The organism is Aeromonas sp. S11(2024) (assembly GCF_041402345.1).
Classification (GTDB): Bacteria; Pseudomonadota; Gammaproteobacteria; order Enterobacterales; family Aeromonadaceae; genus Aeromonas; species Aeromonas veronii.
The window spans coordinates 49,300-70,965 of the sequence record NZ_JBGLRC010000004.1; the positions used below are offsets into that span (position 1 = coordinate 49,300).

Annotated in this window: 21 protein-coding genes; 10 read left to right on the plus strand and 11 right to left on the minus strand. The window is 49.2% G+C overall.

The features are described 5' to 3' along the window. Positions 1–492: 492 nt before the first annotated feature. From ACB040_RS04960 to ACB040_RS04990, 7 genes are all read right to left on the minus strand, one after another. The gene (locus ACB040_RS04960) at positions 493–1,218 is read right to left on the minus strand and encodes a KilA-N domain-containing protein (RefSeq protein ID WP_103829270.1); all 726 of its coding nucleotides are present in this window, start codon (positions 1,216–1,218) and stop codon (positions 493–495) included. A 199-nt stretch (positions 1,219–1,417) separates the two neighbouring features. Next, positions 1,418–3,181: a hypothetical protein gene (locus tag ACB040_RS04965; protein WP_368166915.1), complete on the minus strand. Its 1,764-nt coding sequence runs from the start codon at positions 3,179–3,181 to the stop codon at positions 1,418–1,420. Between the two features lie 111 nt (positions 3,182–3,292). Continuing rightward, entirely contained in the window at positions 3,293–3,406 is a 114-nt protein-coding gene (locus tag ACB040_RS04970) for an RNase H family protein (protein WP_308457482.1), read from the minus strand. A 647-nt stretch (positions 3,407–4,053) separates the two neighbouring features. After that, positions 4,054–5,058, minus strand: coding sequence for a site-specific integrase (locus ACB040_RS04975; protein WP_257119735.1), 1,005 nt, complete (start codon positions 5,056–5,058; stop codon positions 4,054–4,056). 171 nt (positions 5,059–5,229) lie between these two features. Next, complete coding sequence (locus ACB040_RS04980; RefSeq protein ID WP_257119734.1) at positions 5,230–6,315, minus strand: hypothetical protein; 1,086 nt, start codon at positions 6,313–6,315, stop codon at positions 5,230–5,232. Positions 6,316–7,563: 1,248 nt separating this feature from the next. After that, positions 7,564–8,136, minus strand: coding sequence for a recombinase family protein (locus tag ACB040_RS04985; protein WP_017779893.1), 573 nt, complete (start codon positions 8,134–8,136; stop codon positions 7,564–7,566). A gap of 13 nt (positions 8,137–8,149) precedes the next feature. Continuing rightward, the gene (locus tag ACB040_RS04990; RefSeq protein WP_010673871.1) at positions 8,150–8,362 is read right to left on the minus strand and encodes an Hha/YmoA family nucleoid-associated regulatory protein; all 213 of its coding nucleotides are present in this window, start codon (positions 8,360–8,362) and stop codon (positions 8,150–8,152) included. Positions 8,363–8,818: 456 nt separating this feature from the next. Between ACB040_RS04990 and ACB040_RS04995 the strand changes: the two genes are divergently transcribed. Beyond that, positions 8,819–9,196: a hypothetical protein gene (locus ACB040_RS04995; RefSeq protein WP_257119733.1), complete on the plus strand. Its 378-nt coding sequence runs from the start codon at positions 8,819–8,821 to the stop codon at positions 9,194–9,196. A gap of 15 nt (positions 9,197–9,211) precedes the next feature. Beyond that, on the plus strand, positions 9,212–9,592 hold the full coding sequence (locus tag ACB040_RS05000; protein WP_019840385.1) for a DUF2513 domain-containing protein: 381 nt from the start codon (positions 9,212–9,214) through the stop codon (positions 9,590–9,592). 370 nt (positions 9,593–9,962) lie between these two features. Here the strand turns inward: ACB040_RS05000 and ACB040_RS05005 are convergent, their stop codons facing one another. Further along, positions 9,963–10,361 carry a hypothetical protein gene (locus ACB040_RS05005; RefSeq protein WP_128830517.1) on the minus strand — a complete coding sequence of 133 codons (399 nt, stop codon included), beginning with the start codon at positions 10,359–10,361 and terminating at the stop codon, positions 9,963–9,965. 263 nt (positions 10,362–10,624) lie between these two features. Then, complete coding sequence (locus ACB040_RS05010; RefSeq protein ID WP_371153582.1) at positions 10,625–11,188, minus strand: hypothetical protein; 564 nt, start codon at positions 11,186–11,188, stop codon at positions 10,625–10,627. Positions 11,189–11,252: 64 nt separating this feature from the next. On the opposite strand from ACB040_RS05010, the gene thiI reads away from it, so the two are divergent. Next, complete coding sequence (thiI, locus tag ACB040_RS05015) at positions 11,253–12,701, plus strand: tRNA uracil 4-sulfurtransferase ThiI (RefSeq protein WP_371153580.1); 1,449 nt, start codon at positions 11,253–11,255, stop codon at positions 12,699–12,701. 74 nt (positions 12,702–12,775) lie between these two features. Here thiI and ACB040_RS05020 read toward each other — a convergent pair whose 3' ends face one another. Both ACB040_RS05020 and ACB040_RS05025 read right to left on the minus strand, forming a co-directional pair. Continuing rightward, on the minus strand, positions 12,776–13,168 hold the full coding sequence (locus tag ACB040_RS05020; protein ID WP_047437431.1) for a hypothetical protein: 393 nt from the start codon (positions 13,166–13,168) through the stop codon (positions 12,776–12,778). Positions 13,169–13,268: 100 nt separating this feature from the next. Continuing rightward, positions 13,269–13,901, minus strand: a complete 633-nt coding sequence (locus tag ACB040_RS05025) for a trimeric intracellular cation channel family protein (protein WP_005333975.1) — start codon at positions 13,899–13,901, stop codon at positions 13,269–13,271. 373 nt (positions 13,902–14,274) lie between these two features. Here ACB040_RS05025 and ACB040_RS05030 point away from each other — a divergent pair, with 373 nt between their 5' ends. The 7 genes from ACB040_RS05030 (at position 14,275) to ACB040_RS05060 (ending at position 21,640) form a co-directional block, all read left to right on the plus strand. After that, complete coding sequence (locus tag ACB040_RS05030) at positions 14,275–15,291, plus strand: flagellin (RefSeq protein WP_338771476.1); 1,017 nt, start codon at positions 14,275–14,277, stop codon at positions 15,289–15,291. Positions 15,292–15,875: 584 nt separating this feature from the next. Further along, complete coding sequence (locus ACB040_RS05035; protein WP_338771473.1) at positions 15,876–16,889, plus strand: flagellin; 1,014 nt, start codon at positions 15,876–15,878, stop codon at positions 16,887–16,889. Between the two features lie 33 nt (positions 16,890–16,922). Then, complete coding sequence (locus ACB040_RS05040; protein ID WP_338771470.1) at positions 16,923–17,363, plus strand: flagellar protein FlaG; 441 nt, start codon at positions 16,923–16,925, stop codon at positions 17,361–17,363. Positions 17,364–17,390: 27 nt separating this feature from the next. Then, complete coding sequence (fliD, locus tag ACB040_RS05045; protein WP_338771467.1) at positions 17,391–18,803, plus strand: flagellar filament capping protein FliD; 1,413 nt, start codon at positions 17,391–17,393, stop codon at positions 18,801–18,803. Positions 18,804–18,839: 36 nt separating this feature from the next. Further along, positions 18,840–19,253 (plus strand): flagellar export chaperone FliS, encoded by a 414-nt coding sequence (fliS, locus tag ACB040_RS05050; protein ID WP_338771464.1) that lies wholly within the window; start codon positions 18,840–18,842, stop codon positions 19,251–19,253. Next, positions 19,250–19,543 (plus strand): hypothetical protein, encoded by a 294-nt coding sequence (locus ACB040_RS05055; protein WP_338771461.1) that lies wholly within the window; start codon positions 19,250–19,252, stop codon positions 19,541–19,543. The genes fliS and ACB040_RS05055 overlap by 4 nt, the downstream gene beginning before the upstream one ends. A gap of 12 nt (positions 19,544–19,555) precedes the next feature. Then, the gene (locus ACB040_RS05060; protein WP_338771458.1) at positions 19,556–21,640 is read left to right on the plus strand and encodes a 6-hydroxymethylpterin diphosphokinase MptE-like protein; all 2,085 of its coding nucleotides are present in this window, start codon (positions 19,556–19,558) and stop codon (positions 21,638–21,640) included. Positions 21,641–21,666 lie beyond the last annotated feature (26 nt).

Genomic DNA, 21,666 nt, shown 5'->3' on the forward strand with positions numbered 1-21,666 from the left:
TGTCATTCTCGACTTGGATAGTATGCCGTCAACGTCTGGAAATCAATCCTACTCAATTGGTTCACCTGCATTATGGGAGGCAAGATGCTGAACGCAGGTGCTTTAGAAAACAGGTTTAAGTTCGACAAAGTCGCAACTAACCCTGTGTGCCAATGTAGAAACCATCAGCTTTGCTTGTGGTGTTCTATGAGTAGTTCTGGACATGAGGAATACTCCAATGAGCGATAAAACATACCCTTACGTAGAAGATGGCTACGTCTACTGCAAACGCTTCAAACATTGGCGCAGTGGTGAGTATGTATACCCTAAGACGGCAGAATGTTTCCGGTTTAAGATCGGCGGCAAGTAATGACGAAGAGGGAACCGCAAGGTTCCCTTTTTTCATGAATAGCTTGAGTGACAAAATTCAATGGAGTAATCATCTTCGCGGTTCACTCATCGAGAATGAGTTAATCATGCTGATTAACGCTCATCGCTTGCATTGCCCACTCATCATCCATTGCTTGCAGTAAAATCATCATACCTCCAGCTTTCGATTGCCTTCATAACATCTTTAGCAAGGGCTGCTTTGATCATCATGTAGTCCATCCCCGCGTCCAGCAGCGCTTCCACCTTGCCTTCAATGCGGGCCATCACTCCAAGCCGCTTGCCATCATCTTGAGACACCAAGAAGTCACGCGCGGACATACCATAGCGGTTCTTGAATGCCGTACCGTCCAGACCAGTCACTGCCTTGCAGACAAGAGACTGTATGTTAGCCATGACGTGGTTCAGGTTGCCTTTCACGTTCCCTTCTTTTTGTGCAGTGTAGATAGCGTGACAGAAAGCCTTATTGCCTTCACGAAGGGTTTCACGCCATGTCAGAGTGACAGAGGATTGAGCGATCTTCACCGCCCCTTCAGCATCACCACGGGCAGCAGAGGAGAAGGTCCGGAGGACTGCGTTGTGGAAATCATCGTCTAGCCATGAAGCGTAGGCATAGACCCCTTGCTCATTCGCATAGGTGCCGCCGTGCTTGCCCTTGAAGGTGATCAAATTGTAATGGCGACTTTTCTCGCCATTAAGAATCCCTTTGCACCAGTCGTGCGGCTTCTGCTTACGGCTCATACCACCAGTGTACGCACGGTGCAGGTCGTTGAGACAGAACAGGCCGTCCTTCTGGTTGACGGTCACTGTGTTGCCCATGAAGTGCAGGGAGATAGATTCGACTTGTTTCATTGAATGGGTTCCTTATGTTGTGCCTCTCATGCCGTTCTCCCTCCAGCAAGCACCCAATCGCTTAACTCATAGGCAAGCTGGAGCATCAGAAGAAGCACGACATAAAGACGCAATTGGTTGATTGACGGTCGGGGAGTGACCGGATGTATTGCTTAGGTCAGGGAGAATGACCCCCAGAGGTTTCTAGGGGTCGATTGGATTAGCGGAAGAATGACTCGAAGGGGTTGCTCGATACGTTCTTCAGCTTACGCACTGGATAGCCAGCGCCTACTCGTTCGTACTGGTCAGCGTGTTCCGTGCGGCGGGACGGTTCGTCCTTACCGTAGGCTACGTCCTGCTGTTTGAACTCGCTGGCAGTCTTCTTGAACATGTCAGGGGTGACTTGCACCATCAGGCCGAAATGGTCCTTGTGCTGGAAGATCAGCGTCCCGTCCATGTCGGTGAACTGGTGCCACTTGTCCAGCGGCTGGTTGCTCCCGAAGTACGCATTGGAGGCGTTCGTCAAGGTCTTGTCGATGGTGGTGTTAATGACCTCATTCAGCACCTTGTCCTCGATGTGAACCCCTAGCGTTTCCCCCAGCATGTTACGCACTCCGGTAATGCCGGTAATGGTCACACCATTGGCGTCGTGGGCGTCCGCTGTCACGTACTCAGCGGCTTTCTCAGAGGCTTCCGCAGGGGACAGGCCGAAGTGCATCAGGGACTCCTTCTCACGCTTGTATGCGTCCCGCTGTGTCATGTTGAAGCCAGCTATCACCTCGTTGTCCCTCTTCCGTTCATCTGCTGAATTGACCGGAAGCATGTAGGGAGTTGCGGTGGTGAGGGACCGATACAGAGACCCAGCGAAATCTTCCCCAGACTTACGGCTCAACATCAGGGCTGCTTGGACAGCCTGCCGTTGTGTCTTGGTCAGTCCCACACCTTCCAGAGCGTCCACGCCTCCACGCACGTCTAGGTACATCTGGAGGGTATTCGCTGCTGCCTGGAAGGTTGGAGAAGGGGTCTTACCGTCAGGGGACACGGGGTTAGCAAACATGGCTGCCATCAGGTGCTTGTCTGTGTTCAGGACTGACGTTGCGGCCACTGTGCGATGCAGCGCGGGGTTAGACCGGACAGCCCATTCAACCTCATCCCTTTTGACCCCATCGTTGATAGGCGCAAGAGACATTACGACCTCCATTGGGGTCCCCTGTGAGAGCATCCCAAGGACTGCCATCTGGCGCTGGGCCTTGAGTGCTTCCTTGTGTGCCTTGTTGGCCTCGATTGCTCGGCGTCGTGCTGCTGCCTCTTCCTCGCGCTTCTTAGCGTCGATCATGGACTGGGCCTGACGCTTCCAGACCCCTACGTTGTCGTGCAGCTCAGGGGCCAAGCGTTGGTCTTGGGCCATCCGGTCGAACAGCTCCATGCGTCCCTCTGTGATAGCGATCTGGGCCATGGAGGCGATGGCGTGTTGCTGGGCGTCACCTTTGAGAGCCATGACGGATTCCCAGTGTTCCGGTGAGACATCCCCAGACGTTCGCAGATCGTTGGACGTGTTGTAGACGGCTGCCCGGACCTTCTCACGGGTGTCGTGGGCTGCTGTCATGCTGGTAGTGGTCTTGTCCCGCAGGTAGTCAATCTTCTTACGGATCTCACTTTGGCGACCGATGGGGGCCTTCTCAATCAGACCATAGAGGTCGTTGATCCCTGCTGCCTTCAGAGCGGCTTCAGGGTCCTTGGCGAAGTCTGACGGATCCATGCCTTTGATGGCATCCTCATACTTCTCAACGGCAATCGACAAGTCGGCCTGAAGTACTTCTTGGTCTATCTGGTGTTTGTACTGGAGGAACTGCATCCCGAACTCTGCCAGCTTCTCAAGGCCAGACAGTTGGCGGGGGGCTGGGACTACAGACGCTTTGTAACGCTGGGCAGTGATTTGGCGAGTGGGCTCAAGGGAGCCAAAGCCACTTTGACGAATAGTCATGTTTATTTCTCCTTTAGCATCGCTCTCCTACGTGAAATTTCTGGGGTCACTACCCTGACTCATTCCGAGATTTCACGTAGGAGCGCCAATAGTTGAATGTGTTGATCCGTTTTACAGGCCAGAGCGATTCATACCGGCCACGGCCAGTTGATCCGCTCGTTCATTCAAAGGGTGGCCGCTGTGACCCTTAACTTTCCGGAAGGTCACTTGGTGGGTATCCAGCAGGTGATCTAGCTTCTACTGGTAGGTTCCTTCAGTTGAGCTGGGGAGATGCAGGACCTTTCCCATGGATTGCATTAGGCGGTCAGCAGGACGGCCAGCTTGGCCTTGACCCTCGGAAGGATCTGCTGGGCATGTTCGCGGCGAGCGGCGTTGTGCTCTTCAGTCGCGCGGATCCACTCCTCCAGATCCTTCAGTGCCTCCAGTAGTTCATCCTGAGTCGGTTCGCGGTACTTGAAGCCATGATCCCTGCCATGCTCAGAACCGTTACGCTCGCAGATAGCTTCATGAAGAGTGCACGGGGGTCTCCGAGGTCGCTGCTCTGACCGGGATGGGTGACGGTTTGAAAAGTCGGGAAAGTGCCATAAGAAGACATAGTTGTTTTTCCTTGTTGATAGGGAGATGGCTCTACCGCCGAGGGGGAATAAGATCACGGCAGAACAGCCGGAACGCTCTGGATACAGGTATGAAGCACCATGTTATAGGCCAAGGCGGTTGCTTTTAGGTCAGGGTTATAGATAAGGAAGAAACGAACTTTATTTTTATGCGGGCCAATTAATGCAGGATTTGGTTTGAAACCACATGTGAGATTATTTTTGGTATGAATCTCCATTCTCATCTAAAGAAAAAATTAAAAATCAGAACGACGATTATTAATCGTCGAATTCATCCAAAGCATCTCTCGCCACTCTTAAGCTTGAATCATTTAAATGCGTGTAACGATCTGTCATCCGCATGCTCTTGTGCCCAAGCCACGCCTTTATTATGGCCATTGAAACTCCTGACTGTGCCAGACGGCTTGCACAAGTATGTCTCAATGTGTGAGGGGTTACATCTACGCCCAGTCCTGCACGTTCTCGAGCAAGAACGAATTGTTTATAAAATCGCTGGTAATCTAATTCCCCCCATTTTAATGCTGATTCTAATGCTCGTTCTGTCAGAGGGATTTTACGAGGCATTGAGTTCTTGGTATTTTCAAATAGAACACTTTTCTTTTTTCGATTTATACTGTGAGGCCGTAATGCCATAGCTTCTCCGAAGCGACATCCAGTATCGACAAGAAATCTAGTCAAATGCCACGCTCCGTCAAAGCTTAATTCGCGAAGCCAATACAGAAGGGCTTCTTCCTCCATACGAGTCACAAATCTTGTTCTGGCATTGTTCTCCGGGAAGAGTCGAACAGCAGGCTTAAAGGGGATCAGCCCTTCATCTACTGCGGTGCCTAAAAGCTTTGTTATAGATACAGTTTTTCTATTTATGGTTGCACAACTGTTGCCCTTCTGCAGATAGAAATCGGAGAGGTGAAAAAAGAGTCTCGTTGTGATTACCTCAGGTCCCAAGTCTAACCACCCCATCTCCACAAGTGCACTTTGAGCCCGTCGCTTTAACTCAAGCCCCGTTTTTGCGTGGCGCCAAGAGCGAAGCCATGTAAGTTCCAACATGTCATTCATAGTTGGTGTACAACCGGCCTTCTGTATTTTAGGCATTTCTTGGTATAGATTACTTTTTCTATTTCTCGACGGAATTCTGTCTGTGTTATTACCGGTAAGGAACAGTTCTAACGTTCTTGCTTTAGCGTACGAATTGACAGATTTCCTAACTCTTTTCCCATCGACGACCACATCAACCTGCCAGCTGCCACCCCTTTGTCTAATCATCTTCACAAACTCCAAATAAATACACATGAAAGGGTTGTCAATGTGAGGGATTATTGCAGTGTGTTCAACTGGCAATAATTACAAGCAATCCCAATATTGGTATTAATGTTTATTTAGGCTTGGTCTTGGAAATAGGGGGGACTCTAAACTCCCCCCGTCTCACATGTAGTTTTATTCAGGTAAAGCTATACCGCTCTGGGTTGCAATCCGCTGCACCTGGGCTTTGCGCTGGGTGATCTCAGAGAGCTTAGCTTTCAGTATCTCTTCCTCGTCGCACAGCCCCATCCATTCCTCTTGGAGCTTCACAGGGTTGGCCTTGGCGGCTTCTACCTGCTCATACTCGGTCGTGGGCTTGGAGGGCTTGGTGTAGCGAGATTGGTCTTTTCCGAAGCCGGTAGCTGCCAGGACGTCGAAACGGGCGACAGGAGCGTCTGCTTCATCTTCACTCAGGGAAAAAGTAGCGTTACCGTCCACGTCGAGGCCGTCAGGCCCGAGTAGTTCTTCGAGCTGTTCATTAACAAAGGAAGCCGTTGCACGGGTTTCAGAGCGGTCTTCAGTGGATGCCATCGGGATGGCCGAGTTGGAGACCTCGGGGGTGCCCGGTTTTGCCAAATTGGCATTTTCGGGCGCCTTTTTTGAAACCACCTCGTCTACTGTGCTGGAGCCCATCTTGAAGAGCTTGGCAATCGCACGATTGCTCATTCCTTCTTTGTGCTTCTCCAAAATTGCAGCGTCACGGCGCTCTTTGCACTGCTGGGACAAGGACGGAATTGGCTGCTCTTTTGTCCCCTTGTAGTTGCTGTATCCCCGCACGACAGCGGTCCGTGCAGCTCCGATTGCTTCAGCGATCTTGGTGGTGTCCGGCTCGAAGGCATTCTTCATGTACTTGCCGTCGCCAATCTCCATCATTTTCTTGATGATGATGTAGTAGTCGGCGTTGGTGTTGCCTTTACCGTGCTGGACATTCGCCCCCATTGCCAGCAAACGGACCTCTTCTCTGGAGGACGCAGGGACAATCACACATTGGTCAACAGGGATCTCCAGAATGTCCAGGCGGCGGTACGCTTCGATCCGGTGGAAGCCGTCTGTCAGGTAGAGGTGGCCATCTAGTTCAGCCAGACGGATTTTTGTCTTGAAGGACACACCACGTTCGATCAGGTCCATCATGTCGAGTACGTTGTCGTCGTCCATGTTGGCGCGGAACTGGGTGCCAGCGGAACGGATGATGGAGGTGATTTCGATGGTGGAAACAGTCATTTGGTCATTCTCCTATTGTCATTCGAGCCACTTGTGGGTCTCTTCGGGCAAAAGAAACCCAAACCCACGGGCGGTAGGTCTGGGCGAGGATCTTCAGGATTACTCAGATTGGGTCGAGATTATAACGACACCTATGCGGGGGGAAAATCAGGGGGCTCACAGACATGCTTATCAAGGTTCGCTGTATTCCCTGAGCACAGGGGTATAGATAACTCCTTCTCCTGCCCTTACTTGATGGACAATGTTGATAGGTGATGAAGGGGAGGGTGGAGGGAAACGTTGGTGGTGTCCAGATTCCCCAGTCTGGCGTTTTCGTACAGTCCCAAGATCCATCGCCGGGTACTCCATTTTTGCCCCAAGGGCATTTCTGAAGTAGTCCCGCAGTCCGTCGCAGGGTGTTGCATGTTCCTGGTTCAAGGTTTTGCACAAGGCCACTCACTGAGCCTCATTGGGAGCTCGACATGTTCAGCCAATGAATACTGTTGATAGGTCTTCCTTGCTGGTCATCTGTCCTGAAGTCATAACTCGGTGGTCCTATGGATGATCAGGGGGAAGCGACAACAGGACAGCACTTGGGCCGTCCTCGGGTAGTCTTAAAGATACCTGTAGTAAGTAGTGTATAGAGAGATAGTATCCAGGGTATCTAATAGAAGTCTTTAGTATTGGTCTTTTCGTATCCCCCCTATGGTCAGGGAAAAGTGACTAGCTCCAATTGCCCCTGCTCTGGAGGTCTCTGGAAGGTGTCTTAGTAGTGTCTTCGGGATAATCGTCGGGAGTGCAGACCTCGGGATGTACCCACAGACAACAAACAGGGGCACTCAGACGAACAAGCCCAGAGTCAGCCCCATAGCCCCCTTATGCCCCCTCCAGATAACCGCTTAGACGCTCTCTCTGCTCACCTTACGTCTTCCCCCATACAAAACCCCACACGCTCACCCCTGCACGATCTCACGGATCCACAGAGAAAGCCTGAAGACAGCAGGGACAAGGATTGAAGGGCGAAGGGAGGTAATGAGAAGGGACCAGGGGGACAGGCGCAGGGCCATCGTCGAGTCCTCCCAAACGACAAACCCCCAAGGTGTCGCGGTGAACAGCTTCGGGGGGCGATTGGAAGATTCGATCAAAGTGGGTTACTCGATCAGTTCTTTCTATTGGTCAGGGTAAATTAGCTTTCTCTAATGTGCTTTGGGACAGTCCAGGTGATCTGTTCTTTCGATGGTCCCAGGCTCAACCGATAGACACATTCGATCAACTCAACTCCCCATCCTCTCGCATCCTTGTTGATAGACGATGGACAGTCGCTCGGCTGACTCCATGAAGCGTAGCGATCTCCCGCAGGGACTTACCGCCTTCCAGCAGGGTCGCCTTGATTGCATCCTCGTCGATACTCTTGGGCCTGCCTGTGTACTTCCCCGCAGCCTTAGCTTTGGCGATCCCTTCCATCTGACGCTCCTTGCGTAGAGCCGTCTCGAACTCAGCAAAGGCGCCCAGCATGGTGAACATCAGCTTCCCTTGGGCTGTCGTCGTCTCTAGGTTCTGGTCCAGTACACGCAGGGTCACGCCCTTGGCTTCCAGTTGCTCAGTAATGTCCAGCAGATCAGCGAGAGAACGGCCCAGACGGTCCAGCTTGGTGATCACCACATCATCCCCCTCTCGGACATACCGCAGGAGTTCTGCTAGTTGCTCACGACCATCTGTGCTGGTCCCTGATACCTTCTCTTGGTACACACGCTCACAACCGGCTTTTGTCAGCTTATCCAGTTGAACATCCAGCGATTGACCGACAGATGACACTCGCGCATAACCGATAACCTGTCCCATTACTCTCTCCTACTCAATCCACCAATGCCCAAGCTGTCATAGGGACTTTCCCCGCATCAAAATGCCTTCCAGCCGCTATCTCTGCTTGCCGGTGGTCAATCGCTGCGATGACCTTCAGCTCCTCTTGGAGGCCCGTAGCAGCAGCCTTATCAAGCATCCTTGGGGCAACTCTATCCAGTGACTTCCTGTCCTTAAATCGGCGAAGCCTGATAACCAAGTCATTCATGCGGAAAGCTCCTTCATCTTCTTCCTATTGCTTCAACGGGAGTCCTTGTCGGTGTCACGCTGTCACATTAAGGTCTTAATCTGATGGGACTTAGATTATGAAACAGAAATGAGACAGTCAATAGCCCCGTGTGAAAGAAGTTCATTAGGGTATACCTCAATGGGACGAAGAGGCAGTCTGAGAGACACTGCAGGAGGCAATAGGAAGATGCAGGTGCTCGCCTGTGTGTTAGCAATAGGATGGCTTGGGGCAGGGACAAGGAGAGGGACAGGCAGGCGCTCGGACGGTGAGAGAAAGAGGACGGGAGGGCTGTCTAATGGCTGGTTCTTGTGGGGTGGACGGGGGGAAATCGCGGGCGCTTAATCACTGAAGAGGACATTCAGATTTTTCCAGAATTTACCGAAGGGTCCCTATTGGGTAAGATGTGATCTTGTCCAAATTTGACTGAGAACCCACATGGATCAAGCCACGAATACCTTAATAGCCCTTGGTGGGGGACTACTAATTGCTCTGCTAGGGTGGGCATTTTCATCTTCTAAAGTTGAAATGCAAGTGGTTGACGCCGATGATGCTTGGTCTCAGTTTGATGGGGTTACTTCTTTCCAGCTCACCTTCTATCGACAATCAGGGAATACCCATCGTGTCGTGCAAATTCATGGCACCCGAGAGGACGTAGAGGCAGAAATCAGGAAGGTGTTCAACCGCGCAGGAATAAGAGACCAGTACATGGTGGGAACACGAGGGGATGCAATTGATTACTGCCGTGCATACCATAACCACCGTGGGTCAAACGAAGGTAAAAAGGTCGGTGGTTGCTTGGTATCAGCAGTGTAATAACAAGGACAGAAGATGAAGCGTGATTGGGATACCGTAAGGGATGTACTTACAAAATTAGAAGGATTGCCAAACACAGACCACTACTTGTCACTTGGGAATTTTGAGCTTACCGATGCGAATGCCGCGTATGCAATCTCCTACCACATGGAGTTGCTGATTGAAGCGGGGCTAGTTGAAGGGAAAATGAGCCGAGTTCTTGGTGGTGGTCCCATAAACTTCACCGCGACGCGTCTTACATGGACAGGTCATGAATTCCTAGACGCAATCCGCAGCGATACCGTGTGGAACAAGACTAAAGAGACCTTTACAACCAAGGGGCTCGACATGACTTTTGAGACCATCAAAGCCGTTGCTGCTGCTGCAATGACCTCCATGCTTGGACTCTCTGCCTAACACTTATCTAACATTACTCCTACTTGAAATCTTAGCCTCTGTGGACCTGAAGTTTTTACGTAAGAACGCGTTATGATCTATGAGAATGATTTGCTTCAAACCTTGGTCCATTCTTCCTGCCCAGCACACTGTTGGAGGCCATAGGAAGATGTCGGGAATCGTCTATGATGGGCTGGGAGCAGGAGAGGGGCGACATGCGTTCAGACTGCGAGAGAAATAGGACAGCAGGCTGTCTAGTGCCTGATTATTGGGGGGGCACGGGGGAAATCATGGGTGTCTAATCACTGAAGAAACCGTTCAGATTTTTTGAGAATTTACCAAGGGGCAGACTCAATGCTGCTACCCCCTGTTCTCTTGCTCTCCCGCCTTCTTAGAGACTCTGGATAAATTGCATGGTCTCGAATGTATTATTGCCAGTACACAAATCTGTCACTAGCTCAGAAGGCACTTCTTTGACGCTCGCATTGTACGCATTATTTTGCTCAGCAAGCAGAAGACCAAGGTTCGAGACAAAGTAAACCGAAGTCCCCACATACGCACCAAGACGATTCTTCGCGTTAACTTCGACACAGTACCCCAACTCAGTCTTTACGATGTCGCCAAATTTCGCAGAGCCAGGATCAACAAGCGTCTTTTCAACTGCCTGCATAACATCACGGTTTTTCCCAAATAGCTTGGAAAAACTGAATGAGTCTTGGGTTGTGTAAATCGCCAGCGCGATCATAAATCCTGCGCCAAGTATTGAGTAACTAATCGCTTTAGTGCTCATGCTTGCTCCGTTTTGACTGTATTCTCAGCAATTTAACTCTCTTTATCTGGCTGGTCAAAGCTAAGCGAGAGAGTCGCTGGGGTACCATTGAAACCTCGGACCAGTCCTCCAGCCCTGCACACGGCCCGACCGCTTGCTCACCTTCCGGTACTCACCGCCCAGCAGTATTTCCCAAACGCTCCCATTCTCTCCCAGCACAGGGAATTCCTGGCCCTCGGTTATCCCCAGTCCAGCCTCCACGCATACCAGCTTTTTCTGTCCGTTCATCGTTGTGCCCTCAGCATGTCCTTGAGCTTCTGTAGGGCGTTCCTGTTGTGCTCTTGGCTGGCCTTCTTGCAGGCATCCCATTCCTCCGGTGTCTTGATGACTCGCTTGTGGTCGAACATGGCGAACTTACTAACAGACGAAGAAACGGGTGCGTGATCCTTGTTACTTTGTTTCTGTTTAGAAGAAGTCAAAGACTTAGCCGGACGCTTGGTGCTGGGGGTACGGAAAAGGGCTAGGAGTGCCGACCCGATTCGGTACACAGAGGCCAGATTCCAGTTGGCTATCTGGTCGTGCTTCCGGAACTCGGTCTTGAAGAAGCCGATGGCTTCCAGACGACGCAGAGAGTTACGGACAGTGCGGGTGGTGCAACCGATACCCTTAGCGATGGTCCGCAGGTAGAGACTCGCAGCCCAGCCTTGGGCCTTGTTAAGGTGCCGTGCGATGAAGAGGGCGACTTCCTTGGTGTAGTGGGTCCCGAAGGTGGACACTGGCTGCTTGGCAAGGGTGGTAACAAGCTGGTCGCTGTGAGATAATGTGTAGCTGTTCACGGGAACTCCCATTCTAACATTCGTTCCCACATCTATTTGTAAGTCATTGATTTACCTTAAAATTTAAAGAGCCCCCATGAAGTTCATTATCAAGCTGTTCCCGGAAATCACCATCAAGAGCAAGTCGGTTCGCCAGCGCTTTATCAAGATCCTGCAGGGCAATATCCGCAATGTCCTGCGCCGCTTCGACGACGATGCCCGCGTACGGATGGATTGGGACAAGCTGATCGTGAGCTCCCGCAACGACCAGTTCCGCGAGCAGGCTATCGAAGCTTTGGCCTGTATTCCGGGCATTCAGGCCTTCCTCGAGGTACAAGCCAGCAAGTTTACCGATCTGCACGACATCTTCGAGCAGGTGAAAGCCGTTTGGGGCGACCAGCTCAAGGGCAAAACCTTCTGCGTGCGCGCCAAGCGCCACGGCAAGCATGAGTTCTCCTCCCTCGAGGTTGAGCGCTATGTGGGGGGCGGTCTGAACCAGCACTGCGAAAGCAATGGTGTGCGCCTCAAGAACCCGGACGTGAAGATCAACCTCGAGATCGACGGCGAGGAGCTCTTCATCGTCAGCGCCATCCATCAGGGCCTGAGCGGCATGCCCATCGCGACCCAGGAAGATGTGCTGAGTCTGCTCTCCGGCGGTTTTGACTCCGGTGTGGCGTCGTTCCAGTTCATCAAGCGCGGCTGCCGTGTGCACTACTGCTTCTTCAATCTGGGCGGTGCTGCCCACGAGATCGGCGTCAAGCAGGTGGCCTATCACCTGTGGAACCGCTTCGGTTCATCCCACCGGGTACGTTTCACCGCTGTGGACTTCGAGCCGGTGGTTGCCGAGATCCTCGAGAAGATCGACAACGGTCAGATGGGCGTGGTGCTCAAGCGGATGATGATGCGTGCTGCCGCCAAGGTGGCCGACGAGTTCCAGATCCCGGCGCTGGTGACCGGTGAGTGTGTGGGTCAGGTCTCCAGCCAGACTCTCACCAACCTGAACGTGATCGACCGGGTCACCGACAAGGTGATCCTGCGCCCGCTTATCACCTGGGACAAGCCGGATATCATCAACGAAGCCCGCCGTATCGGCACCCTGGAATTTGCCGAGACCATGCCGGAGTATTGTGGCGTCATCTCCAAGAAGCCGACCGTGAAGGCCGATTTGGCGCGCATTGAAGAGGAGGAGGGTAACTTCGACTTCGCCATTCTGGACAAGGTGGTAGCCGAGGCCCGTTACCTCGATATCCGCCGTATCGGTGAAGAGACTGCCGCTGAAGTGCAAGAGGTGGAAACGACTCAGGTGCTGGGCGCTGACGAGGTGATCCTGGATATCCGCTCTGCCGATGAACACGACGAGAAGCCGCTGGTGGTGGAAGATCGTGAAGTACTGCATATCCCCTTCTTCAAGCTGGCCACCGCCTTTGGCGATCTGCCCAAAGAGAAGACCTACCTGCTCTACTGTGATCGCGGCGTGATGAGCAAGCTGCAGGCGCTTTACCTGAAAGAGAAAGGCTTTGCCAACGTCAAGGTGTACCGCCCGTAAGCGTGTTTTTCACTTTCAATAAAAAATCCGGCCAATGTGCCGGATTTTTTATTTCACAGAGTGAGCAATGACTATCAGGGACAGGGAACCGGAGTGAAAGAGTCTTGCCCCTGACAACGCCAGCCCATTTCCGCCTCCCGCATCTGCCACAGGTTGTTGCTGCGATAGAGGGTCAGAATGTAGATCATGTCGCTCTTGCTGCCGTCGAGGGCGACTGAGAGCACCAGATCATTGTCCAGTTGCTGGGCATGGATGCGACTGGGTGTGTCACCATGACCGACGAATCGCAGAGCTACCTCACGGTAGTCATTGACCCAGTTTTGCTGTTGATGGCTTGCCTGGCGTATCTGATGGTTGAACTGCTGCACCGGCGCCGAGGCCAGTCGTCCAAATACCACTTGTGCCTCGGCGTGGGCTGCCGTCACGTTCGCCAGGAGGAGGGTGGTAAGCATACCGATTTTGCGCATGAGAAGTTCCGGCTAACAACGACTGCTTCTATGACAACAGAAAAGCCTATTTGGTTCAACGCGCGGCCCACAGCGACATGATGACGCTGTGGGCCTGCTCTCAATTGCGTTGCAGGGAGAAGGTCGGTAGCGAAAGATGCCAGTAGATAGCCGCGACCCGCAGGCCAAACACGGCCGTCATGCAGATGAGCATGGCCGTTACCCTGTCCATGTTTGCCTCCAGCGCCAGGGTATAGAGAATGCCGCCGAGGATACAGGCGGTGGCATAGATCTCTTTTTGCAGCACCATGGGGACCTCCCGCGCCAGTACATCGCGGATCATGCCACCGGCTACCCCGGTCATGGTGCCCATGATCACGGCAATCAGCCCCGGGGTGCCGAAGTTGAGGGCCTTCTGGGCACCGATCACGGTAAAGAGGGCCAGTCCGAAGGCATCCGCCACCGGCAGTACATACCAGGGCATCCTGCGGGGCAGTTTGACCATCCACATACCGATCAGCGCCGTCGCAATGACGACCCAGATATAGAGCGGGTCTCGCACCCAGAATACGGGGGTGGCTCCCAGGATCATGTCACGGATGGTGCCGCCGCCGATGGCAGTGACCGCCGCCAAAACCATGACGCCAAACCCGTCCATTCTGAGTCGGCCAGCCACCAATACCCCTGAAAACGCGAATACCGCAGTACCAAACATGTCGCTGATGTAAACAATCTGCTCAACCAGTGTCTGCATGGAGAACAACTCACGCCAAATTGTTGATGGGGCCGCGATTTTAGGGGCTGGAGCGCCCAATCGCCAACTGTGCTCGACAAAATTGAGAGTCGGGACGGATTTTTTCTCGCGGCACGAACGGTAGTGTCTCGTTTGCCCCCTGCCGTTGGCGAGCTTCAGAAGGTTGAGTCTGTCACTGGTTTAGCCCCGATTTTTTCCTTAAGTTTCCCCTCGACTCACCGATATATAAGGTAAGCGGCGTTAATGCGATGAGGCGTTTAAAAAAATGCTAAAGACATCCAAAGACGAGCCGTTAAATAAGACGCATCGGGCACGAAACATAATAAAGCTCGAGCAAATAGAAGAGTAAATTTAATAGCTTAGGAGAATAGTCATGAGCCTTTATATCAACACTAACGTTTCATCGCTCAACGCCCAGCGTAACTTGATGAATACGACCAAATCACTGGATACGTCTTATACTCGCCTGGCATCAGGTTTGCGTATCAACAGCGCAAAAGACGATGCTGCCGGTCTGCAAATTTCCAACCGTTTGACCTCTCAAATCAACGGGTTGGATCAGGGTAACCGCAATGCCAACGATGGGATTTCGGTAGCGCAAACGGCTGAAGGCGCGATGGATGAAATTACCTCCATGTTGCAAAGAATGCGTACATTATCGCAACAATCTGCGAATGGTTCTAATAGCAAGGACGATCGTGATGCCTTGCAAGCCGAGTACAAGCAGCTATCAACAGAGATTAATCGGATTTCCAATGACACTACTTTTGGGGGACAGAAGTTGTTGGCCGGTGGTTATTCAGGCACTTTCCAGGTCGGTGCCGATGCAGGGCAAACAATCTCTTTCAAGATGACGAGTGCTTTTAGCATGTCAGGCATCGCCAGTGCAACCAAAGGTAGCGCCACCATTGCTAAGGCGACTGCGACCAGTGGCGATGATGCTTGGACTGTAACGCAGCAGAATGGAACAGCTTCGACAGCATCGGTTGCGTCTGTTGCTTCCACAGGAACCACAGCTGGAATCCCCGCAGTGCCGGCGCAACCAGCTACGGCTGCAACGCCAGTTAACTGGGCCAATATAGATGATATATCCGGGTCTACAGGTTCTAATGCCCAGCTGGCTTTTGCCAACCTTGACAAGATGATTCAAGTTGTTGACAGCAAGCGTGCAGAGTTGGGTGCGGTGCAAAACCGTTTCGATTCAACTATTCGCAATCAGGCAAATGTCTCCGAAAACGTCAGCGCCGCTCGCTCACGGATCCGTGACGCAGACTTTGCGACAGAAACCGCAAACCTGACCAAGCAAAACATTTTGCAACAAGCAGCCTCCACCATCTTGGGCCAGGCCAACCAGCGTCCTCAGTCAGCCCTTTCGTTGCTGCAAGGTTAATAAAAGAAAACAGGGCGGTTGTTCAGGCCGCCCTGGTCAAGAGATGGAACAAAGGGGTGTTCGGGTTGCACTCTGTTCTATCGGGAGAGATATAATTCTCTACTAGTAATGCCAAGTGTTGTACAGCTGTTCAGTTATGTCACGCTTGGTCATATTCTCCTGAGCATATGCTCATCTTTAGGCCGGTTTACCGGCCTCTTTTTATTGTGTCGTCAAATTGGCGACACTCTGTTTGTATCAAGCATGAATCATGCCAATGCACTCGTACTATTGACGAGAGACTTCGTCAGTGGTCGGTTACTGGACTCAGTCGCTTTGTTCACATTTGATTGCCGCTTACCGGAGAAAACTTGCCGCTTTAGGCAACAATTTTCCTAAAGCTTGTCTCTGCGCAGCCGTTAAATAAAGTGAAGCAATCGAGGGGTGTTCGGAATCCAACGTTTGCACTACTGCGGGTGACCTGTTCGTTCAAACAGACACCCGCCAGAAGAGACAGGCATGTTCAACCTGCTCTTCAAACGGTGGGACGTCGTCTCGTTTAGACGGCGCAACCTGCAGTCGCATGTTCTTCGGGAGAATTTTTTATGGCCATGTATATCAACACGAATACTTCATCACTGAACGCTCAGCGTAACTTGATGAATACCACCAAGTCCTTGGATACTTCGTATACTCGACTGGCATCCGGCTTGCGTATTAACAGTGCTAAAGATGATGCTGCCGGTCTGCAAATCGCTAACCGTTTGACCTCTCAGGTTAATGGTCTGGATCAGGGAAATCGTAACGCTAACGATGGGATCTCTGTTGCTCAGACTGCAGAAGGCGCAATGGATGAAGTGACATCCATGCTGCAACGCATGCGCACTTTGGCTCAGCAGTCAGCTAACGGATCCAATACGAAAGATGATAGGGATTCTTTGCAGGCTGAATACAAGCAGCTGTCTACCGAGATCAATCGTATTTCCAATGACACTACCTTTGGGGGACAGAAGCTGTTGTCCGGTGGTTATTCAGGCACTTTTCAGGTCGGTGCCGATGCAGGGCAAACAATCTCTTTCAAGATGACGACTGCTTTTAGCATGTCAGGCATCGCCAGTGCAACCAAAGGTAGCGCCACCATTGCTAAGGCGACTGCGACCAGTGGCGATGATGCTTGGACTGTAACGCAGCAGAATGGAACAGCTTCGACAGCATCGGTTGCGTCTGTTGCTTCCACAGGAACCACAGCTGGAATCCCCGCAGTGCCGGCGCAACCAGCTACGGCTGCAACGCCAGTTAACTGGGCCAATATAGATGATATATCCGGGTCTACAGGTTCTAATGCCCAGCTGGCTTTTGCCAACCTTGACAAGATGATTCAAGTTGTTGACAGCAAGCGTGCAGAGTTGGGTGCAGTGCAAAACCGGCTTGATTCTACGATTCGCAACCAGTCCAACGTGTCCGAGAACTTGAGTGCCGCACGTTCTCGTATCCGTGATGCTGATTTTGCGACAGAAACCGCCAACCTGACCAAACAGAACATTCTGCAGCAGGCTGCCTCAAGTATCCTGGCGCAAGCCAACCAAAGACCGCAATCTGCTCTGTCCCTGTTGGGTTAACGAGTAGCGATGAGATAGAAAAGGAGCGACGATATGGCCAATGACATTGGAATTCCCTCATCGGTCACTCCTTCTTCTCTTCAGTCAAGTAGCAAGAGCGGCCAATCGGCCGCTCAAGTGCTATCTGGCATGGCGGAAGAGCAGCGGGTGATGACACCGGATATTGAAAAACAGCAAGTGGAACGAGCAAAAGACACGGTTAACAAGTTCGATGTTTCTGAAAAGGAAATTGAAAAAGTGGTGCAAAACTTGCAGGAGTTTGGCAAGTTGCAGGGATGGACCGTTAACTTCAGCGTCGAAAAGGATCTCGAGCAGGTTGTTATCAAGGTGATGGACGCCAATACCAAGTCAATGATCCGTCAGATCCCAAGTGAAGAGTTGCTGGCTATCAGCAAGCGCCTCAAGGATCTACGTGAAGGTGATGTAACTGGTGGTGGCTCAAGAGTCGGATTACTGCTTGATAAAGAGATTTAATACGCAAGTTTTACGAGGAGAGTGAGAATGGCCACTATTACGTCTGCTGGTGCGGGTTCAGGACTGGAATTAGAGAAAGTCATTGCTGCTAGTGTTGATGCCAAAACGGCCCAACTGATGGGGCCCATCACCACCAAGAAGACTAACACTCAGGTCACTCTCTCTGGAGTAGGGCAGTTGAAGTCCGCGATTGCTTCGTTTGTGACAACACTAAAGGCCATGGCGAAAGACGATGCATTCAACAAGCGTACTATTAATGTTACTCAGGATAAGGACAAACCCGTACTCAAGGTGGAGAGTAAGGAGGGCGCATCCAACGGGCAATATGCTGTCAGTGTCGAACAATTGGCGAAGACAAGTAAATTTGACGGTACCTTCGACTCATCGACGACCCCGCTTATCACCCAAGACGGGAAACTGACCTTCAACGCTGGTGACAAAACTTTTGATGTTGATGTAAAGGCGGGGGATTCGTTACAGTCCATCCGAAAGCGTATAAACAATGACTCTGGTAATTTTGGTCTCAGCGTCAACATCATGAATACCTCAGATGGTAAATCCAGGTTGATGATTGATTCCGGAGTGAGCGGTACCGGTAAAGATTTGCAGATAACTGGTAGCACTACCGAGTTGACCGATCATCTCGTGTCCAAGCTGACTAAGAACCAAGATGCTCAGGATGCGAAAATAACTGTTGATGGCAATACACTGACCAGTTCGACCAATACCTTTGATGGCACAATTGTCGGGCTAAAACTGACTGTATTACGGGAGTCGGACAGCACGACCACTACCGATACCAGTGGTAATCCGGTCAAGATCTATAGCTCAAACAAAGTTGACGTAACCACCGACAAGGCTGGCATCAAAGACATGGTTAAAAGCTTTGTCGACGGCTACAATTCGCTGGTGAAGAAAAGCAATGAGCTCGGCAAGCGTAATACGATTGTTGAAGGGAAGAGCAAGAACGATGGCGGTGCTCTTGCGGGCGATGCGACGACGCGAGCCGTGGTCAACATGATGAATGGTATCATCACCGACCCCTCTCAAAATTCCTCCACTTATAAAACTATCTTCCAGATGGGTATAAAAATGGACAATAAGGGGGTGCTATCTATCGATGATACCAAGTTCAATGAGGCTATCGATAAAAACTTTGACCAAGTGGTTGCTTTATTTGGCGGTAAGGATGGGGTAGCTGACAAGCTAACCAATCAGCTTGATACTTATTCCAAGACCGGAGGACTGCTAGCAAAACGTGAAGATACTCTTAATTCTGAGCTACGTGATGTTAACCGTAAACAATCAGACGTTAATGCACAAGTGTTAAGATATGAAGAGAGTTTGCGAGCTCGTTACGGTAGTCTAGATACTCTATTGGCGAAAATGAATAAGTCAGCTTCATATTTGAGTATTATAAATTCCAAAAACTCCTCATAATGATATTTATGTCATGCCGAGTTGAGGTGGATTATTATGTCACTTAAAAACATCAAAGCATATACGACTCAGAATCTTCAGGCTGAAATGGCTGTGGCAGATTCATACCGGATTATTCAGTTAATGATGCAGGGGTTTGTTGAGCGTTTGGCTCAGTCAAAAGGTGCAATTGAGCGCAGAGATTTTGAGGCAAAGTCTATAGCTATATCTAAATGCATGGCCATATTAAATGGTTTGCAGGACTCACTTGATCTCTCTTATGGTAAAGTTCCGGAGAATTTATTTGCTCTTTATGATTACATGAGAATTCGCTTGCTTGATGCGAGTCGAGATATGGATATATCTCCCTTGGATGAAGTCTGTCAACTCATGTTAACAATCAAGAGTGGTTGGGATGCCATACCTTTAGACGAACGCGAAAAGGTGTTATCTAAGCAGGTAACACGATGAATGATGCTGAAAGATTATGTCAACTTACGCACAGCATCGCTGATGCTTTCGCGATAAATGATTTGTTATATGTAAATAAATTGATTGATGAGAGACTTCTATTATTAGAATGCATTTGCAACATGAAACCATGGAGTGTGGAGTTGAAGGCGGTAGCTAAATTAGTTTGTGAGCAGGATAAAATCATATCGTTGCGTATAGAGTCAGAAATGAATGATATACAACAGCATTTGGCTAATCGTGTAATCGCTATTAAAGCGGTCAAATCATATAAAAATCACTCCAAATGAAAGGTTAAACTCATGGATATACGTAAAGATATCGAGTTCCTTGAAGCAGAACTTTTACGATTAAAGAATCAAAGGACACAAGAAGCAGCAATGCTTGATGTACTTCCCATTCGATTTGAGCGTAACATGACGGCTTTTAAGAAATATATACCATCGATATATGAGCAGTTTCATAACTATACTCCTCAGAGGAGCTTTAAATTTTTCTGTAATGAAAATGGTATACCAAATTTGTTATGGGAAGATTCACTTAGTCCTTTTTACGGTGTGGATCCATATTTCGATTGTAAGACTCAGATTGAAGGCGTATTGAACAGTGGTAAATCTATTCAAACTGTGGGTTTTGCGATAGAGGATAATCCATTAGAATTTGTTCATTTGAATTTTATGAACAAGATGATGAATAAACAAATCGCAGCATTTGATTTATTACCTACACTAACATCTGTTGGTAGTGAAATACCTCTTATGCTTATGTATGGGGTTGGGTTGGGGTACCAAATTTCGTATATATATGAGAAATGCTTACCCAGTTTGTTCTATATTATAGAGCCGGATCTTGATCTTTTCTATGCATCGCTATTTGCATTTGATTGGTTTGATTTTTTAAACTTTATTGATAACGAAAACTTGCAGGTTCATATATTTATTGGTCAGGATAAAAATGACATCATATTGGACATTGTTGCTGCATCTGTTAAGTATGGTTCATATCTTTCAGCAGCAACAGTCGGGTTCTGGCATTATAAAAGCAAAAATATATTTGAGCTTATACAAAAAACAAAGAAGGAGTTCAGTTTACTGGTAAGTGGTTGGGGCTTCTTTGATGATAACACTATTGCCATGTCTCATACTATTGCTAATGTAAGACGAAACTTACCATTTTTAATTAAAGATAAGTTTATTGACAATAAATGGGAAAGCATACCAGTATTTATCGTAGGCAATGGTCCGTCTCTTGACTCAGCCATAGAAAAATTAAAAAAGTATCAGAATAATGTAGTTGTGTTGAGTTGTGGCAGTGCCTTATCGGCTTTATATAAAGTTGGTATTAAACCAGATATTCATGTTCAAATAGAAAGGACAAAAATAATACCTGACTCTCATAAGCTATTGAATGATGATGCTTTTTTAAAAGATATATTATTTTTAAGTGTAGATGTGATACATCCTGATTGTGCTGACCAGTTTGAACGTGTTGGTTTAGCTTTTAAAGGATTTGAAGCTGGGGTGTCATTTGTTGGCATGAATTGCCCTATTGCCGCTCAGAGAGATATTTTGCGGTCGGCCAACCCTTTGGTTGGAAATACCGGTGTCGCCACCGCGTGTCGACTTGGATTTAAAAATATCTATCTTTTTGGTATAGACAATGGATTTAAATGTGATGGGCATCATCACTCTAAATTGAGTTTTTATTTTGATGATAAAGGTAATTCAAAAGAAAAGCTATTGCCATCTGTGATGCTGAAAAAAAACAATTATCGATTACCTGGAAATTTTGGGGGGGAAGTTGAAACTACCAATGTAATGTTACATTCAAAAATTGTTATGGAAAAGCTAATTCTCTCATATAAAAATATAAATGTTTATAATTGTTCAGATGGAGCCATGATTGAGGGTGCTAAGCCACTTGGTCTAAATGATATTGATATCGGTTGTGGTTTGGTAGATAAGCAAGTATTGATTAATCATATTTTTAATGATATTTATAGACCTATGGATATTAATGTTGATATGTTGTCCAATAATCTCAGGAGCGATTTGTTTGATGACTTTGTGGACAGGTTTTTATTGGATTGGGGGAGAGAGTTTTCTTCTAGACAACAAATCATTTCATCTATGCACACAAGTCACTCTAATCTGAAAGTCATATCTATGTGTGGTTATGAATATATATACAGACCTTTGATTGGTTCTCTAAATTATTCTTTTAGCGTTATATTATCGACATTATATAAATTTGAAGAGTCAGAATCATTGTATTTTATGATTAATGAAATGATTGGTGAAATGAGAGAATACTTTCGTACGATGAAAGAGAAGTATAAAAATACTTTAGACTGCGTAGATAGAAAAGCACACGGCCTATTTGATTAATTATTACTCATGATTGGTCTTTAGTT

Excerpts from the sequence above, each read along its gene's own strand:
- ACB040_RS04960 (WP_103829270.1), bottom strand. The coding sequence starts at position 1,218 with ATGAAACAAGTCGAATCTATCTCCCTGCACTTCATGGGCAACACAGTG.
- ACB040_RS04965 (WP_368166915.1), bottom strand. The coding sequence starts at position 3,181 with ATGACTATTCGTCAAAGTGGCTTTGGCTCCCTTGAGCCCACTCGCCAA.
- ACB040_RS04975 (WP_257119735.1), bottom strand. The coding sequence starts at position 5,058 with ATGATTAGACAAAGGGGTGGCAGCTGGCAGGTTGATGTGGTCGTCGAT.
- ACB040_RS04980 (WP_257119734.1), bottom strand. The coding sequence starts at position 6,315 with ATGACTGTTTCCACCATCGAAATCACCTCCATCATCCGTTCCGCTGGC.
- ACB040_RS04985 (WP_017779893.1), bottom strand. The coding sequence starts at position 8,136 with ATGGGACAGGTTATCGGTTATGCGCGAGTGTCATCTGTCGGTCAATCG.
- ACB040_RS04990 (WP_010673871.1), bottom strand. The coding sequence starts at position 8,362 with ATGAATGACTTGGTTATCAGGCTTCGCCGATTTAAGGACAGGAAGTCA.
- ACB040_RS04995 (WP_257119733.1), top strand. The coding sequence starts at position 8,819 with ATGGATCAAGCCACGAATACCTTAATAGCCCTTGGTGGGGGACTACTA.
- ACB040_RS05000 (WP_019840385.1), top strand. The coding sequence starts at position 9,212 with ATGAAGCGTGATTGGGATACCGTAAGGGATGTACTTACAAAATTAGAA.
- ACB040_RS05005 (WP_128830517.1), bottom strand. The coding sequence starts at position 10,361 with ATGAGCACTAAAGCGATTAGTTACTCAATACTTGGCGCAGGATTTATG.
- ACB040_RS05010 (WP_371153582.1), bottom strand. The coding sequence starts at position 11,188 with ATGGGAGTTCCCGTGAACAGCTACACATTATCTCACAGCGACCAGCTT.
- thiI (WP_371153580.1), top strand. The coding sequence starts at position 11,253 with ATGAAGTTCATTATCAAGCTGTTCCCGGAAATCACCATCAAGAGCAAG.
- ACB040_RS05020 (WP_047437431.1), bottom strand. The coding sequence starts at position 13,168 with ATGCGCAAAATCGGTATGCTTACCACCCTCCTCCTGGCGAACGTGACG.
- ACB040_RS05025 (WP_005333975.1), bottom strand. The coding sequence starts at position 13,901 with ATGCAGACACTGGTTGAGCAGATTGTTTACATCAGCGACATGTTTGGT.
- ACB040_RS05030 (WP_338771476.1), top strand. The coding sequence starts at position 14,275 with ATGAGCCTTTATATCAACACTAACGTTTCATCGCTCAACGCCCAGCGT.
- ACB040_RS05035 (WP_338771473.1), top strand. The coding sequence starts at position 15,876 with ATGGCCATGTATATCAACACGAATACTTCATCACTGAACGCTCAGCGT.
- ACB040_RS05040 (WP_338771470.1), top strand. The coding sequence starts at position 16,923 with ATGGCCAATGACATTGGAATTCCCTCATCGGTCACTCCTTCTTCTCTT.
- fliD (WP_338771467.1), top strand. The coding sequence starts at position 17,391 with ATGGCCACTATTACGTCTGCTGGTGCGGGTTCAGGACTGGAATTAGAG.
- fliS (WP_338771464.1), top strand. The coding sequence starts at position 18,840 with ATGTCACTTAAAAACATCAAAGCATATACGACTCAGAATCTTCAGGCT.
- ACB040_RS05055 (WP_338771461.1), top strand. The coding sequence starts at position 19,250 with ATGAATGATGCTGAAAGATTATGTCAACTTACGCACAGCATCGCTGAT.
- ACB040_RS05060 (WP_338771458.1), top strand. The coding sequence starts at position 19,556 with ATGGATATACGTAAAGATATCGAGTTCCTTGAAGCAGAACTTTTACGA.